We start from the raw sequence: 17134 nt of genomic DNA, 5'->3' as shown, positions 1-17134 counted from the left end.
TCACTCATAATCTGTATCATAAAGTTAAAAAATCAAATTCTTAATTCCTTAACTGACACAGTTCATTTTACAATCTCAAGCTTTTGGTTTCCGCAGCAATCCCTTAGGTTTATTTTTCTGTGGTAGTTAGGTTATGGTTGCTATATCTGTCGTCATTTCGAGTGTAGCGTAACGCAACTAAGATATCTTTTAACCTTATCTAAAATAAAGAACAGAGATTCTGCACTACGGTCTAAATGATGGAATTAAACTAATCCTACTTCAGTCCTACACGCCAAATACTCATCTTCTTTTTGAGTCATTAACGCTTTAGCTACCTTGCCTTTGTCTTTGTAACCTAATAGATGTAGCGTTCCGTGGATCATAATGCGGCATACCTCATCAAAATCATTTGTTTTAAATGTTTCAGCATTCTCCTGTACCCGTTCAATGCTGATAAAAATATCGCTAACAATTTTTTTATCATCTTCTGAGTTATCGAAAGTAATGATATCTGTATAAGTATCATGGTTGAGGTACTGTTGATTAATACCAAGAAGGTATTCATCGCTGCAAAAAATAAAATTTAGTTCCTGTAACTTGAAACCTTCTTTTTCAATAGTTGCTTTAATCCATTTTTTAACCTTAAGTTTTTTAGGAAGATTATAGCTGATGGATTCAGTAAAAAAGGAAATTGCAGGCATTTTTGAATGATTTAATGCTGCAAATTTAGTAAATAAAGTTAAGCGAGAGATAGCAGTCGTTGCACTCAATTTATTTCGATCGCAAGTAACGAACTCACACACGTCAAATTATGTCAGTTAATAAAGAATGTATTATCTTACCATATTCAACCCTTTCAGGTATTCGGCAATTTTATTTTTGTAATAATAATTTAGTGATGGGGGCAATTTCTGCAACATATCATCTCCATTTTTTTGCTTTTGATTATACTGCTGGATCATTTTTTGATAAGAAGGCGGAAATTCTTTAGCAGCTTTACTCTCGCGTTTACTATCTTCATCCTGATCGCGCTCTGCTTTTTCAGCGTTCAATAATTTAGTTAACAGTTCTTTTTGCCGGTTCAGGGTTTCCTGTTGCAGACGTTTGTTAACCAAATCGCTCTCTGTCTTTTTCATCTCTTTAATGGCTTCATTCAGGTTTCCCAACTTTCCAGAGCCATCTTTATTTTCTTCCCGGTTGATTTTTTCCAAAGCCTGGCGAATCATCTGCTGTTGTTGGGCCATTTTCCCGAACTCCTGGCTCATTTGTCCCTTTCCAACAGTACCCTGGTTACCTCCGGATTTCTGCATCTGCTCGCGGGCCTTTTGCATGCTCTTATTCAACTGATCCTGCATTTGCGAAAGCTGCTTCATTCCTTGCTTCTGCTTCTTACCACTGCCTCCTTTTGAGTTTTTACTCATATTCTGCAACTGGCTCAATGCTTCACTTAACATTAACGAAAGATTATTAATTGATGTCATGGTAAATTGCTGATAACGATTTGCATCGGGTGTTCTTCGTTCCCCCAGACTTTCTAAACTCTTATCCAGATTAAAGTTTATTTTATTCATCTCCTCATTTACTGTAGATTCTATCTGAGGTACACGTTTACTCAAACTATACAAGCTATCTGCAATGGTTTTCAGGTTATCTTTTATGGCCCGCTGTTTTTGAACATTAGTGGTATATGAAGGATCGGCCTGGTTCATTTTTTTAAGCGTAAGCATCACTTTCTCTTGTTCAAATGAGGTATTCAATAAGTTTTCTAAAAGACGGCGCAATTCTTTAGCATTCAGGTTATTTTCCATTTCCTCACCTTGCTGCTGCATTTCATTCATCTTTTTAGAAAGCTTCTCCATTTCCTCGCCGGCTTTCTGTTGTTTCTGACTGGCTCCCTTAGCATCTTCTTTGTCAAGTGCTTCTTTGCTATCCTGCTGATTCTTTTGAATATCCTGAACATCTTTTTCAGGGTTTTCAAATGGGTTTGGCTTTTCTAAGGACTGATTTTTCTCCTCAAGTTTCTTTAAATCATCCTTCAGATCCTTCATTTCCTTGTTGAGGGCATCCTGTTTTTGTTTAAGCGACTCATTATCTTGTTTTTTACCAGCGGTTTCTTTGCTCAAATCTTTCTGCTCTTTAGCCAATTCATTTAAACGGTCTATATCATTTTGAAGATTTTGCTCAAATTCAAGTTGTTTGTACAATTCCAAAATCCTGTCTAGTTCATTTTTTAACGTTTTATTATCCAGCTGCATTTTAGAAAGCTCATTCTGAGTTTGATCTTTATTTTTCTCATTCATCAGATTTTGAAGCTTCTGCAGAAGTTCTTTAGTCTTGTCATCTAGCACATTATCGAACAAATCTTTAATCTGTTTTTGCTTTTCTAAAAGTTCTTCGGTTTGCTTCTGGTCTTCTTGTTGCTGAATATTTTTATCGTTCTGATCTTTAATCTCTTTTACTGCCTCATCTAACTGTTTTTGTTTATCCAAAAGCGCTTCGATCTGTTTTTTATCTTCGAAGGAAATCTGTTTTTTATCGATTAAACTTTCAGCAACCTTTTTACTTTCCTTTTCAATAGTACTGGCTAAACGGATAGCCGACTGAACTTTTTGCTTAAGTGCCTGACTGTTGGCATTTACCTGTTCTGCTGTTTCTTTTTTAGTTGGCGATTTGAAGATCTTAATTTCCGATCGGGTAATCTTTGCCCCATTAACACCATCGTTATCAGCTACTTCAAAATAGTATTCTATATCTTGTCCCGGCTTTACTGATACTGTTTTGAGATCCCAGAAATAGAAAAATGGATTTTCTAAAGCATTGCTTTTTATTGAGATATTTTTGGTTACAGAGCTAATTAACTTATTATTTTCCTTGATGTTATATTTGAAACTCAATCTGCTGAAGCCGTAATCATCAGTTACCTGACCACTAAAATATAATGCTTTATTACTGATCGAATCTGCCTTTTCTCCAACAATAATACCAGGCGATTGATCTTTAATTACTGTAATTTGATGGGAGAGAGAATCTTTTATCGTAACAAAATCGTTTTTAGGAGTGATACTGTACTTCGAGCTGTTCTTAATAGTGGCGCTAAATGCCGACGCATCTTCAGTCACTTTCAATATATTTTCAATGCCGTTTAAAATGAAAAGCAGCGCATTGCTTTTACCCGTTTTGAAGTTCCATGTTACCCGTGTTCCTTCTGGTAAAAGCATATCTCCAACATTAGAAACCACTTCATTTTTTTTACCTAAATAGCCGGGGTAGTTCAGTGTAGCTGTTGCACTCAAAAGTTCCGGACGGGGTTTTACGCTGATTACAAATGGAGATGAGCTAAACCCCCCACCCTTAAAAATGAGTTTTTTATCCTTTTGTATATTCTTAAAAGTGTATTTAAAATTGGTGATTTGCTCTCTTTCTAATTTATAGGTATTTTTTTCATCTTCTACATAAACATCTGCCGGAAGTTCATCGCCTTTAAGCCTTAACAGGAGAGTAAGGTCATCGCCTTGCGTAACAGTTAAGGTTTTATTTCTTAATTCGAAGCTAAAAGGAGCCTTTGGAGCGATATATTCATCATATTTTAAGAAGCTAGTGGTTCCATCTTTCAAAATAGCGGGTGCAATAATGGCAATAAGCAAAATGATAGCTAACGGAAACAAGAGGTATTTGAGGTACTTCTTGTTATCATCAATGCGGACGGCGGTGTAAAAGGGAACGGGTTTCAGTTCCAGGATTTTTTGATCGATACTGGCCAGAATTAGTTGATTATTTCCAGGTTGTTGTGCAGATAGTTGATGTAATTGGAGTGTATTTAGCAATTTGTCTTTAATATCATGAAAATGATTTCCAATAATTACCGAAGCCTCATCGAATGAGAGGTGTTTACCTAACTTCAACATAGAAAGCAGCGGTTTAATAATTAAGAAACCAATAAGTAAAATCCCAATCAGAACGTAGGAAAAGAATACGACTGTCTTAAAGCCAGCTGTTGGGGTAAGGTAATACAGGGTTAAAAATACGAGTAAATACAGGGCAAGGAGGGTGGCAGCAACATAAATGCTTCCCCGTAAAATCTTATTTAAATAAAATTTACGAATAAATTCATCTATCTTTTTTAGTAAATCATCGTAGTTATTGCTCACCATATCACAGTAAATGTAAAAATTGTTCCCGTTAATTAAAAGAACCATCTTCAAGGTAACGGGTTTATTTCAAATTGCTTAATAAATGGTCATTGCCATCTTGGATTAGCAAAAGACCTTCGAATTAGAGGTATTGTCATTTTATATAAAGAGAAATTGGAAATAGGTGCAGGCCGCTAAAGCAGCCTGCAATGAAATGCAATGCGCATTCCAATCATTGCCGTCTGGCTTCAGCCGATGGCTTAAAATTAATGCTTTACCATTTTTGTATAAGCTAAATTGAATAGGTGCAGGCCGCTAAAGCAGCCTGCAATGAAATGCAAAATGCCATCCAATCATTGCCATCTGCTTCAGCCGATGGCTTAAAATTAATGCTTTGCCATTTTGTATAAGCTGAATTGAATAAGTGCAGGCCGCTAAAGCAGCCTGCAATGAAATGCAATTTGCAAATTCAATCATTGTCGTCTGGCTTTAGCCGATGGCAACTAAAGGGATAAACAATTAAGCGCATATTAAGCTAAGATTTTCTATCTTGATTAACTTAATATAAAGGTTACATGGATTTTAAATTGATCTTGTTCGAAACATCTACTTTTGCCTTTTCGTAAAAAACCAAAACATGAAACGATTATTTATATCAACCTTTATGGTTTTCATTTTCACAGCTTCGTTCGCTCAAAAATTTAATTGGAATAAAAACCAGGTTATTGCTCATCGGGGGGCATGGAAAAAAAATAAATTTCCCGAAAACTCCCTTGCATCCCTTAATGAAGCCGTACGCTTAGGCTGTTATGGTTCAGAGTTTGATGTATGGATGACTTTAGATAAGGTTTTGGTTGTTAATCACGATCCGGAATTTCAAGGCTTAACCATCGAAAAGGTTAACTATGCCGATCTGTTAACTAAAACCATGACTAACGGTGAAAAAATTCCAACACTTGAAAATTATTTGCTTGAAGGAAAAAAGCAAAATAAAACTAAATTGATTTTAGAGATCAAACCTTCATTAATTAGTAAAGAACGTGGAATTGAGTTGACCAATGCCAGTATAGAAAGGGTAAAAAAACTGGGCATGCTGGAATGGACAGAATACATCAGTTTTGATTATGATTATTGTAAGCGCGTTGTAGAATTGTTGCCGAAAGCTAAAGTGGCTTATTTACGGGGAGAAATCAATGCTGAGCAACTTAAGGCAGATAAATTAACCGGTGCAGATTATCATTACAGTTTTTATCAGAAAGACGGGTGGATTGAAAATGCACATCAGCTTGGTTTAACGGTAAACGCATGGACAGTTAACACAGCGCCAGAAATGCAGTGGTTATTGGCGCATCAGGTAGAATACATCACCACGAATGAACCAGAATTACTTTTTGAAGTGTTAAAGAAAACACCATTGGCAGCAGGATGGAAATTAAAATGGAGTGATGAATTTAACGATGCGGGTTTGGCTTTGGCAAAATACTGGAGTTATGATGTTGGTGGAAAAGGCTGGGGAAACAATGAACTGCAGTATTACACCGATGCGGATACATCGAACGCAAAAGTAATTAAAGGAAATTTAAACATCACAGCGCTTAAAGTAGCGAAGGATAAAAATGAATACACATCTGCAAGGTTAGTAACAAAAAATAAATTTGATTTTAAATATGGCAGGATTGAAGTGCGCGCTATGTTACCAAAAGGCCGGGGCTTATGGCCTGCAATTTGGGCATTACCTACCAACTGGAAATATGGCGACTGGCCAAAGAGTGGTGAAATAGACATTATGGAGCACGTTGGTTATGAGCCTGATAGCATCTATGGAACCGTGCATACGGAAAAGTTTAACCACATGATAAATACGCAGGTTGGCAAAGGGGTAAAAATTAATCCATACGATGGTTACCATGTTTACGCAGTAGAATGGTTTAAAGATAAAATCGATTTTTTTATTGACGATCAAAAGTATCTTACATTTAAAAACAACGGAAAAGGGAGTGCATACTGGCCGTTTGACCAGGATTTCCATCTCATTTTAAATATGGCTGTTGGCGGAAACTGGGGTGGAAAAAAAGGGGTTGATGATTCGGTTTTCCCGGCAACAATGAAAGTTGATTACGTTAGGGTCTTCCAAAAATAACCAACCCCGATATTCTAATGGATTCTCGCAGATCATTTCTTAAAAAAGCTGCTTTATTTGCCGGATCGGCGGGTATGGCCAGCATTTCATCCGCTTCGGTTATTAAAGCACTGTCTATAAATCCTGAATTAGGTAGCAGCTTTTATGACGCTGAACATGTTGTGTTCCTGATGCAGGAGAACCGATCTTTCGATCACATGTTTGGAACGATGAAAGGTGTACGTGGGTTTAACGATCCGCATCCGCACATTCAACCAGATGGAAATAAGGTTTGGCTGCAAAAAGACGGACAAGGTTTTACGTATGCCCCTTTTCATGTAGATATCAATAAAACGAAAATTACCTGGCAGGGCGGCTTGCCGCATTCGTGGAATGATCAGGTTGCTGCCAGAAATGGTGGAAAGTATGATAAATGGGTGCCAGTGAAAACACCTATGACATTGGCTTATTATGATAGACAAGATGTTCCTTTTTACTATGCTTTGGGAGATGCTTTTACCGTTTGCGACCAGCATTTTTGCTCTTCGTTAACCGGCACAACTCCAAACCGGTTATTCTTTTTTACCGGAACAGTGCGTGGGGAGAAAAGCGCCAATCCGATAGCAGTAGTTGATAATAATCAGGCAGAGTCGCAAAACAATGTGTTTGTAGACTGGCCAACTTTCCAGGAAACGCTGGAAGATAATGGCATAGAGTGGAGAATTTATCAAAATGAACTTTGGACATCTAAGCTCCCTGAAGGAGAATTGGATGACTGGCTAGGTAATTACGGAGATAACCCTGTCGAGTACATCAGCAGGCATCAAGTTAAGCTTTCTGCTTATTTCAGAAAAAATGGCGATAATACTGTTAAGCCAGCGTTATCAGCAGAAGAAGTTCAGGCAAAATATGATCAGCTTTCGCAAAGAGAAAAAAACCTGATTGATAAGGCTTTCCAAACTAACATTAGCGAAAAGGATTATCTGGAACTTGCACCATTTACCTTTACCAATGATCAGGGAAAATCTGAAACCATAAATATTCCAAAGGGCGATATTTTCCATCAATTTCGAAAAGATGTAGACAGTGGAAACTTACCTGCGGTTTCCTGGCTGGTGGCTCCTCAAAAATTTTCAGACCATACCAGCTCTCCGCTTTACGGAACGTGGTATGTGAGTGAAGCCTTAGATATTTTAACCAAAAATCCCGAGGTTTGGAAAAAGACCATCTTTATTTTAACCTATGATGAAAATGACGGTTACTTTGATCATCAACCCCCGTTTGTAGTACCAGATCCTAATGATCCGTCTTCAGGAAAAGTATCTGCCGGAATAAATTATGCAACAGATTTCGAAGCTAAAAAGGGAAGTCCGGTTGGTTTAGGCTATCGGGTACCATTTGTTGTTGCATCGCCATGGAGCAGGGGAGGTTTTGTTAATTCGCAGGTTTTCGACCATACTTCTTCATTGCTGTTTATGGAAAAATGGTTGAGTAAAAAAAGGGGAAAACAGATTAAAAGCAATAACATTAGCGATTGGAGAAGAACCATCTGCGGCGATCTGACCTCGGTATTCAGGCCATACCATGGAGAGGAGATTAAAGTTCCATCGTCTTTAAAAAGAGAAGTTGTGATTACAAATATTATCAATGCAAAAAATAAACCTGCGCAGCCGAAACCTACAGCATTAAGTATAGCGGAAATATCTAAAATAAACAAGGTTGATAGCGTATCTGCTCAGGCTTCTATCTATGCTCCAAGGCAAGAAAAAGGAACCAAGCCTGCCTGTGCATTGCCATATCAACTTAATGTAGATGCAAATGTGGTGAATGATAATATAGAAATTATTTTTCAAGCTGCTAAAACACCTTTCGGAAATCAAACTGAAAATGTAGGAGCGCCATTTAATATGAGTACCATTGCCAGCTTTAAAGGCAATAAAGGTAAAATCTGGGCTTATGGAGTAAAATCAGGAGATCAATTGCAAGAAACGATTAAAATCAGCGATTTTGATCAGCAGACTTATGATTTCACGGTTTCAGGGCCAAATGGTTTTTACAGACGCTTCGCAGGGAATAAAAACAATGCAAATATAAACATCATTGCCTATCCGGAAGAAGTTGGATTAATGAGTAAAAAACCTTCAGGTAACCTTATTTTCCGGATTGAAAATAAAGAAGAAAAGGCGATAGATATCCGGATAGTGGATAATAAGTACCAAACGACCGGGCAAAAACATCATTTAAAGGCAAAGGCAATTTTAACATTATCCCTGGATCTTTCTAAAAGTGCCAATTGGTATGATTTCAGTATTAGGCTAATGGGTAATGATATTTTCAATCATCGCTACGCAGGAAAAATAGAAAACGGAGCAATAACCGAAACAGATCCGTATATGGGAGGTGTAGTTTAACAGAAAAATTAAATCGACTTAAAAGGTAATTGGAAGTTCAACTTGCACTTTATCCCAGCCAGCAACCAGATTGGTACCAGTAGGAGTTGGTGTAAAGGTTAAAGAAAAATATTCAACTGGTTTAGAAAGAATTCTAACAGGGACATCAACACGCGTAACATCCAACGATTGATCATAGGTAAATGCACCCCATTTATCCGTTTGCTTATTTATGATAATCGTCCACTTATCTTTATTCGGGATTGCAAATAAGCTGTAAATACCTGCTTTAATTTTCTTACCGCCGATAGTCACCTTCTTAAAAAACCTGATTTCAGTACTTTCATTCGCGCCAAAACGCCAAACTTTGCCATATTGTTCCAAAACGCCGAAGATTTCTCTGCCTTTCTTTTGCGGACGGGAATAAATAATTTTAATAACTGGTTTCACTACTTCGCCATCTTTTACTTTAGGCGCATTGATAGGGAAATAAAGGATATCTGCCGGACTAGGATCGGCAATAGTAAATTTCACCTCCGTAGCAGCAGCAGGCTTCTGGGCTTTTGCACTAAAGCACAACAAAGCGAAAACAACCATGAAGATATTTCTCATTTGCTTTGAATTAATTAATCCAAAAGGATCTGATAGAAGTGTAATTACGGTTAGTATTTTCTACCCTTAACGATAGCATTTAAAAATAATCCGGCAGTTAATAAACCTAAAACACCACCTAAAGAAGCGAAAATGTAACTTTGAGTAATGATTGCCCCAGTTAAAACGCCGAAAAATAATCCTAGTGCGTAATATAACCAGTTGAAATTATTGCTGCTGTTTTCTTGTAAACTCATTTTTTAAATATTTGGAGACAAAGTTAGTATTTATTTTAAATTTTAATTTGTGATGAGCAGTCAAATTTTAAATAATTAACAGTTTGCTAACTGACATGTTTCAATCCGAAGCAAAATCTTATCTCCTGATATATTTGTCAGGCAGAAATTTCATTTTTCAAAAATATTATTTGTTATTAATTAGGCCTTTATCAGAATAATGTAAAAGAAGTATATAAACATTTGGATATTAATCAAACGATTGATTAATTTTGCGTGATCAAAAAGAAATGAAAGTAGAAAAAATAGATAAAAGACAAGCCATTCTGGATGCAGCCGAAAAACTGTTTTGCGAAACAGGATATGAGGGTACTTCCACCCGTCAGATTTCAAAGGAATCGGGCGCAAATATGGCGATGATTAATTATTATTTTGGTTCGAAGGAAGGTGTTTTTGTTGAGATTATGAACAACCGCATGGCGGCTTTTGGTTCTCAATTAAAAATCATAAATGAAGATAGAATTTCGGCAGTTGAAAAATTACATAGAGTGATTGAAGGATATGCGACACGTATATTATCGAATCCATCATTCCATAAAATGATGCATCGGGAATTGTCTTTAAGCCAGCGCCCTGAAATGTATAATAAAATTAAGGATGCCATGAGCCAAAACATGCAGTTATTTGAGAAAATCTTAATTGATGGCCAGAAAGATGGAAGTTTTAGAGAGGCTGATAACAGAATGGTTATCGCAACAATAATGGGCACATTAACTAATATCGTAATCGCACCGACAAAAGTTATTCCAGATTCAGACTTCGATTTAAATCTGCCGAAAGATAAAAAAATGATTAAAGATAGGGCGGTGGCTCATCTGCAAGATTTATTAACAGTTTATTTAACAACAAAAAAATGATCCCCAAATCAATTAGATTAATGCTTGCGGCATCATTAGTTCCAGCGGCTTTATTTGCACAAAGCTCAAAAGAATTAAACATTAACCAGGCAATTGAACTTGGCATAGCCAATAGTAAAAACTTAAAATTATCTCAGAACAAAATAGATCAGGCTGTTGCACAGCTTGAGGTGGTTAAAGATAATGCGCTGCCATCGGCAAATGCCAGCTTCATTTACAACCATGCTGAAATTCCAACAACAACATTTACGCTTCCTGGCGGAGGTTCATCTCTGCAATTGCCAAAAAGAGCTGATGCTTTTGTAGGTACTGCAGCCATCCAGGAGTTGGTTTATGGTGGCGGTAAATTGAAATACGCAAAAGAATCGACCAGGTTACTGGCAGATGTTGCCCGTTTAGATGCCGATAAAAATAAAGAAGAAGTTACCTATGCCGTGATCAATACCTATTATGCTTTGTATAAAGTAGCGCAAAGTAAAAAAGTTATTGATCAAAACCTGGAATCGATTGCTGCTCAGATTAAACAGGCACAGCGTTTCTTTGAGCAAGGCGTTGTAACTAAAAACGATGTGTTGCGTTTCCAGTTGCAGCAGGCAAATATCACGTTGAGCCAAATGGATATCGAAAGCAACCGTAAAATTATCAATTACAATCTCGACATCCTTTTGGGCCTTCCTGAGGATACGGAAGTTAAAATTACCGATCCAAACCTGGGTTTAAAATCTGTTGGTTCTTTAAATGAATATATCGTGCAGGCCATGACTAATCGCCAGGAGCTGAAACAACTTGATGTGCGAAACAAAGTTGCAGATTATAACATTAAAACTGTAAGGGCAAATACGCTACCAACCGTAGCTGTTGGCGCTAACCTCTATTACATTAATCCAAGTGGGAGTTTCATTCCACCGGTTAATCAATATCTAATGCCTGTTACCATTGGTGCAACGGTATCATGGAACATCGCCAGCCTTTGGACCAATAAAAATAAAGTGAGTGAGGCTAAAATTGAGCAAAATGAGATTACGCTTCAAAAAGACGTTTTAACGGATCAGGTAAAAACAGATATCAACAAAAATTTCCAGACCTACCAGGTTGCTGTGAATAAAATTCAGGTATTGGAAACGTCAATTGCTCAGGCAACTGAAAACGACAAATTACTTGCCTCAAAATATAAAAATAATGTGGCTTCAGTTACCGATAGAATTGATGCCGAAACGCTCTTGTATCAGGCTAAAATTAATCTCGAAATCGCAAAAGCTGATGCAGGTATCGCATACTACACTTTACTAAAATCAACAGGAAAAATAACGCAATAAATACAGCAATGACAACTGAAAAGAAAAAAAAGAATATAGTAGTACCAATCATATTAGGGGTATTACTGGTAATAGGTATCGTATTTGGTATCGTAGAATGGAATTATTATAGCAAGCACGTAGATACGGATGATGCCCAGATTGATGGCGATATCAGTCCTGTTGTTGCCCGCGTTGGCGGTTACGTAAAGGATATTAGTTTTGAAGAAAACACACGTGTTAGCGAAGGACAGGTTTTAGTTAAGCTTGATGACAACGATTATAAAGTAAAACTGGAGCAGGCACAGTCTGGCCAGAAAGGTGCTAATGCTGGAGTTGGTGTGGCGCAATCTCAAATTATTGCTACGCAGGCAAATACCAGTACCGCGAAAGCAAATGTTACTGCGGCAAGGGTTAAATTAAATTTAGCGAATAAAGACTATGCCCGTTACGCAAACCTAGTAAAAGACGGATCAATTACTCAACAAGCTTTTGATCAGGCTAAGGCGCAAAAGGAATCTGCAGAAGCTGCTTTCCAGGCTGCTCAGGATCAGTACAATGCTGCTGTTAAACAGGTGGGTACCACACAATCTCAACTTGCGGTAAGCAACAATGTGATTAGTCAGCGCCAGAGCGATATCGATTTTGCAAAGCTTCAATTATCTTATACTGATATTAAAGCACCGGCAACCGGTATTGTATCTAAAAAGAATGTTCAAAAAGGTCAATTGATTCAGGCTGGTCAGTCATTGTTTTCTATTGTAAACGATGGTAGCATTTATGTAACTGCGAACTTTAAAGAAACGCAGTTAGAGAAAATCAGAACAGGTTCTAAAGTTGAAATAGAAGTGGATGCTTATCCTGATGAAAAAATTCAGGGTGAAGTTTATAACTTCTCGCCAATTACGGGAGCAAAAGGTTCTTTATTGCCGCCAGATAACGCTACTGGTAACTTCGTTAAAGTTGTTCAACGTATTCCGGTAAAAATTAAAATTCATCCATCAAAAGAAATGTTAGCCAAATTACGTCCAGGAATGAGCGTTAAAGCTTCCGTTTCTACTAATTAATATTATAATGGCCGAAGTAGGTTTAAAAAAGTGGATTATTACTTTTACGGTAATCACAGCTTCGCTTTTGGAGCTGATTGATACAACGATCGTAAACGTAGCAATTCCTCAAATACAGGGAAACCTGGGCGCAACCCTGGAGGATGTGGCCTGGTTATCTACTGGTTATGCTGTAGCGAATGTGATCATCCTGCCAATGTCGGGGTGGTTGGGCAGTCGTTTCGGGCGTAAGAATTATTTCTTAACCTCTATCATCGTTTTTACACTGGTTTCATTTCTGTGCGGAAACGCAACATCCTTAAACGAGTTAATTTTGTTTAGGATTTTACAAGGAGTAGCCGGCGGAGGATTAATCTCTACTGCTCAGGCAATTCTAATTGAAACCTGGCCGCGTGAGGATGTAGGTATTGCGACAGCATTATTTGGTTTAGGTGCTGTTGTTGGTCCCACGGTTGGACCAACAATAGGAGGTTATATTCTTGAAATTGCAGATTGGCCTTGGATTTTCTATGTGAATATTCCCGTCGGGATACTCGCCGCATACTGTACCATAACCTTTATTCGGGAGACACCAAAAGATGGAAAAGGAAAGCCTGTTGATTGGTGGGGAATTGGTTTACTGGCTGTGGCAGTTGGAAGCTTGCAAACGGTATTAGAAAAAGGCGAGAGCGAAGATTGGTTTTCTACTCCGTACATTACAGCCTTGGCTGTTGCATCTGTTTTTGGTTTGTTGCTTTTTATCTGGAGAGAAACAACTACCGAATTTCCTATTGTAAATTTAAACATTATGAAGAAGCGAAGTTTCTCCATTGGGATGCTTACTTCTTTTATTTTAGGATTTGGATTGTATGGCTCAGTATTCGTTTTCCCGGTTTTTGCGCAAAACTTATTAGGGTTTACGCCTTTACAAACCGGAAAGCTATTTATTGCAGGGGGAATTTGTACCATTATGATGATGCCATTTATTGGGATTATGCTTAAAAAAGGTGTTCCGGCACAGTTTATGGCTACCGGAGGGATGTTTTTATTCTTCGTTTTCTGTTGGATGTTAAGCAAATCAACACTGGCTTCCGGAACAGGCGATTTCTTTTGGCCACTGGTAATTAGAGGGTTTGGAATGGCTTTGCTGTTCGTGCCACTAACTACTTTAGCCATGCAGGATTTATCAGGGCCAGAGATTGGACAAGGATCTGGATTGAATAATATGAGCAGGCAGCTGGGTGGATCTTTTGGTATCGCCGCTTTAACCACATTAATCCATATTCGTTCTGGCTTCCACAGGAATAATCTACTTACAAATATAAGTGACTATAACCCTTTATTTACTCAAAAGGTGAATGGTTTGGTGAATAACTTTATGGCTAAAGGGTCTTCATTTATTGATGCAAAGCTGATGGCAATGAAAGCAATTGAGGGTTCTGTAATTAAACAAACCATGTTGCTTACTTATAATGATGCCTATTGGGTTGCAGGTTTAATTATGTTGTTCTCTATTCCGCTGCTTTATCTGCAGAAATTTAAGAAAAATGTAAACATTGTTACTGATGCGCATTAAAACTTATAAAAAACTGGTTAAATAATGCCAGAAACAAAAACAGCCGGTGTATTTTGATACATCGGCTGTTTTAACCCAAAAAATTAACAATCTATGCAATGCCCTTAAACATTGCAAATATTCTTACTTCACTATTAAGTAGCCAAATAAGATTTTAAAATTAAAATTTATTCTACAATTTTCCAAATTGTAAGCGCTGGAATTTTAATAACTTATGCATTTTTTGTAGTATTACCCTATCCAAAACAATTGCTTAAGCTATGCCTAAACTCCGTTTGACTACACAGCGAGAATCTATCTTCAATAACGAGGTAATCTCAAAATTCGAGCTCTTTAACAGTCTTTTTTTAACGCTTCCTTTTTATAAGATAAAAGATACCGGTACGTTACTGCCATTGTTTTTTAAAAGTTGCGAAGAAGGAGTCATAAATGGCCAGAAACCTGCACAGGTAATTGAAGAGTTTTTCGCAAAATATACCAACTATACTGATCGTAAAGACATCATCGATCTGCTTTTTCGTTTTATCCAATACATTGAACGTCAGGTGGTGCTTTTTGATGCGGTAGAAGATGCCTCATTTAGTAAACTGAACACTACCGACGAGCAAAGTACCCTTGCTTTTATTCTGAAAAAGAATGCAGATAATAAGCCAATGCTTTCTAAAATTGAGAAATTGATTGATGAATTATCATTGCGTTTGGTTTTAACGGCACACCCTACACAGTTTTACCCGGGCAATGTGCTTGCCATCATTACCGATCTAACTAAAGCCATTCGCGAAAATAACATTACCTCAATGAATTCGCTTTTGCAGCAATTGGGTAAAACGCCGTTTTTTAATAAGAAATCGCCAACACCTGTTGATGAAGCTTTGAACCTTGCCTGGTTCCTGGAAAATACTTTTTACTTCGCTGCGGCAAATATTCAGGAAGAAATTGACCAGAATCTGGATGAATATAACCTCGAGACTAAAAAAATTCTCGAACTTGGCTTTTGGCCCGGAGGTGATAGAGATGGAAATCCAAACATCCATGCTGATACCACTCTTGAAGTTTCCAAGATGTTGCGTCAAATCCTCTTCCGCTGTTACTATCGTGATTTTAGGGTGATTAAACGCCGGATTACGTTTAGAGGTGTAGAGGAAAATATAGCAAAGCTTCAGGATGTATTATATAAAAATGCTTTTGATCAAACTTGCGAGCTGTATGATATCTCTGATGAGCTAAAAGAAAATCTGAATCAAATAAAAGAAACACTGCTTGCGGAACATGATGGTTTATTTGTAGACCTGGTGAATGATTTGATTCGCAAGATTGATTTATATGGTAATTATTTCGCCTCGCTTGATATTCGTCAGGATAGCCGTGTGTTGAGAAACGTGCATGCTTATTGCCGTCAGAACAAGCCAATTTCATCGCTCTACCCAGAAAATTATGATCAGCTTTCGGAAGCTGAAAAACTTCAGTTGATTTCGTTTAAAGAAGCAACTCCGGTTTATGTTGCTGAAGGTGATGATCTGATTAACGATACGATTCAAACCATAAGGGAAATAAAGGGAATCCAGAACCGGAATGGAGAAAAAGCCTGTCACCGTTTCATTATCAGTAATTGTCAGCAGGCTTCAGATATTCTTCAACTCATCGAACTTTTCTTATGGAATGGCTGGAGTAAAGATTCTCTAACAATCGATTTTGTGCCTCTTTTCGAAACCGTGAATGATTTAAAAGGTGCAGCCGATATTATGGACAAGCTGTATAGTAATCCGTTTTATAAAGCGCATTTAGCAAGCCGCGGCAATAAACAAGATATCATGCTGGGTTATTCTGATAGTACTAAAGACGGTGGTTATTTAATGGCTAACTGGTCGATTTTTAACGGAAAAACGTCACTAACAGCTATTGCCAAAAAACATAATATTCAACTGGCATTCTTTGATGGCCGTGGAGGGCCACCGGCGAGGGGTGGAGGTAAAACACACCGTTTCTATGCCTCTATGGGGAAAGAAATTGCCAATAAAAACATGCAGCTAACCGTTCAGGGGCAAACCATCAGTTCACAATACGGCTCAGTTGAAAGTGCAGAATTTAATATTGAGCAATTAATTAACGCCGGCATTTCTTCTGGTTTGAAAGAAAAACACAACGTACTCTTAGATCCTGAAAACAAAGCCTTGCTTGATGAAATGGCAGAAGATGGTTACAAAGCCTTTGTTGACTTGCGTGAACACCCATTATTTGTAAGCTATTTAGAAAAGCTATCTCCACTGAAATTATTATCTCAGGCCAATATTAGCAGTCGCCCGGTAAAAAGAAACGGTGGCGGCGAGATGAAACTGGAAGATTTGAGGGCGATCAGTTTTGTAACAGCCTGGAGTATGTTAAAACAAAATGTACCTGGTTTTTATGGAATGGGTACGGCAATGAAGAACCAGGAAAAAGCGGGTAACTGGGATAAAGTGGTGAAAGTTTATGAAGATTCTGACTATTTAAAAACGATAGTGGATAACTGCATGATGAGCATGAGTAAATCTGATTTCGCGATAACTGCTCATTTAGCTGCTGATGAAGAGTTCGGTGCTTTCTGGACTCAGCTGCATGAAGAATATAAATTAGCGAAGGAGATGCTTTTAAAACTATCTGGACAGGATGCCTTAATGGCAAATTATCCGGTAGATAAGAAGTCGATTGCTACACGTGAGCGAATCATTTTACCTTTGGTATTGATTCAGCATTTTGCTTTAGAGAAGCTGCAACATGATCATAACGAAAAAGACCAGACTGCTTTAGAAAAATTAGCAGTGAGAACGGTATTTGGGATTGTAAATGCAGGCAGGAATTTGGCTTAATATTTA

The 17134-nt window shown here is 37.7% G+C and carries 11 protein-coding genes; 7 read left to right on the top strand and 4 right to left on the bottom strand.

Features of this window, described 5'->3' with window-relative positions:
- Positions 1-245: 245 nt before the first annotated feature.
- The gene (ybeY, locus tag GJU39_RS15430) at positions 246-683 is read right to left on the bottom strand and encodes an rRNA maturation RNase YbeY (protein WP_154281881.1); all 438 of its coding nucleotides are present in this window, start codon (positions 681-683) and stop codon (positions 246-248) included.
- A 132-nt stretch (positions 684-815) separates the two neighbouring features.
- On the bottom strand, positions 816-4178 hold the full coding sequence (locus tag GJU39_RS15425) for a DUF4175 family protein (RefSeq protein ID WP_245227935.1): 3363 nt from the start codon (positions 4176-4178) through the stop codon (positions 816-818).
- Between the two features lie 571 nt (positions 4179-4749).
- Between GJU39_RS15425 and GJU39_RS15420 the strand changes: the two genes are divergently transcribed.
- Positions 4750-6252, top strand: coding sequence for a glycerophosphodiester phosphodiesterase family protein (locus tag GJU39_RS15420; protein ID WP_154281875.1), 1503 nt, complete (start codon positions 4750-4752; stop codon positions 6250-6252).
- Between the two features lie 17 nt (positions 6253-6269).
- Entirely contained in the window at positions 6270-8642 is a 2373-nt protein-coding gene (locus GJU39_RS15415) for a phosphocholine-specific phospholipase C (RefSeq protein ID WP_154281874.1), read from the top strand.
- An 18-nt stretch (positions 8643-8660) separates the two neighbouring features.
- Here GJU39_RS15415 and GJU39_RS15410 read toward each other — a convergent pair whose 3' ends face one another.
- On the bottom strand, positions 8661-9233 hold the full coding sequence (locus tag GJU39_RS15410) for a DUF2911 domain-containing protein (protein WP_154281873.1): 573 nt from the start codon (positions 9231-9233) through the stop codon (positions 8661-8663).
- Positions 9234-9283: 50 nt separating this feature from the next.
- Complete coding sequence (locus tag GJU39_RS15405; protein WP_154281872.1) at positions 9284-9469, bottom strand: hypothetical protein; 186 nt, start codon at positions 9467-9469, stop codon at positions 9284-9286.
- A gap of 269 nt (positions 9470-9738) precedes the next feature.
- On the opposite strand from GJU39_RS15405, the gene GJU39_RS15400 reads away from it, so the two are divergent.
- The 5 genes from GJU39_RS15400 to GJU39_RS15380 all read left to right on the top strand — a co-directional run bounded on the left by GJU39_RS15400 (position 9739) and on the right by GJU39_RS15380 (position 17128).
- Positions 9739-10365: a TetR/AcrR family transcriptional regulator gene (locus GJU39_RS15400; protein ID WP_154281871.1), complete on the top strand. Its 627-nt coding sequence runs from the start codon at positions 9739-9741 to the stop codon at positions 10363-10365.
- Complete coding sequence (locus tag GJU39_RS15395; RefSeq protein ID WP_154281870.1) at positions 10362-11681, top strand: TolC family protein; 1320 nt, start codon at positions 10362-10364, stop codon at positions 11679-11681. Before GJU39_RS15400 ends, GJU39_RS15395 begins: the two co-directional genes overlap by 4 nt.
- A gap of 8 nt (positions 11682-11689) precedes the next feature.
- Positions 11690-12727 (top strand): HlyD family secretion protein, encoded by a 1038-nt coding sequence (locus GJU39_RS15390; RefSeq protein ID WP_154281869.1) that lies wholly within the window; start codon positions 11690-11692, stop codon positions 12725-12727.
- Between the two features lie 7 nt (positions 12728-12734).
- Entirely contained in the window at positions 12735-14282 is a 1548-nt protein-coding gene (locus GJU39_RS15385) for a DHA2 family efflux MFS transporter permease subunit (protein WP_154281868.1), read from the top strand.
- A gap of 260 nt (positions 14283-14542) precedes the next feature.
- On the top strand, positions 14543-17128 hold the full coding sequence (locus GJU39_RS15380) for a phosphoenolpyruvate carboxylase (RefSeq protein WP_154281867.1): 2586 nt from the start codon (positions 14543-14545) through the stop codon (positions 17126-17128).
- Positions 17129-17134 lie beyond the last annotated feature (6 nt).

The organism is Pedobacter petrophilus (genome assembly GCF_009674725.1).
Taxonomy (GTDB): Bacteria; Bacteroidota; Bacteroidia; order Sphingobacteriales; family Sphingobacteriaceae; genus Pedobacter; species Pedobacter petrophilus.
Note: the sequence above shows the minus strand (reverse complement) of the source record. Positions and strands in the feature narration are given on the sequence as shown.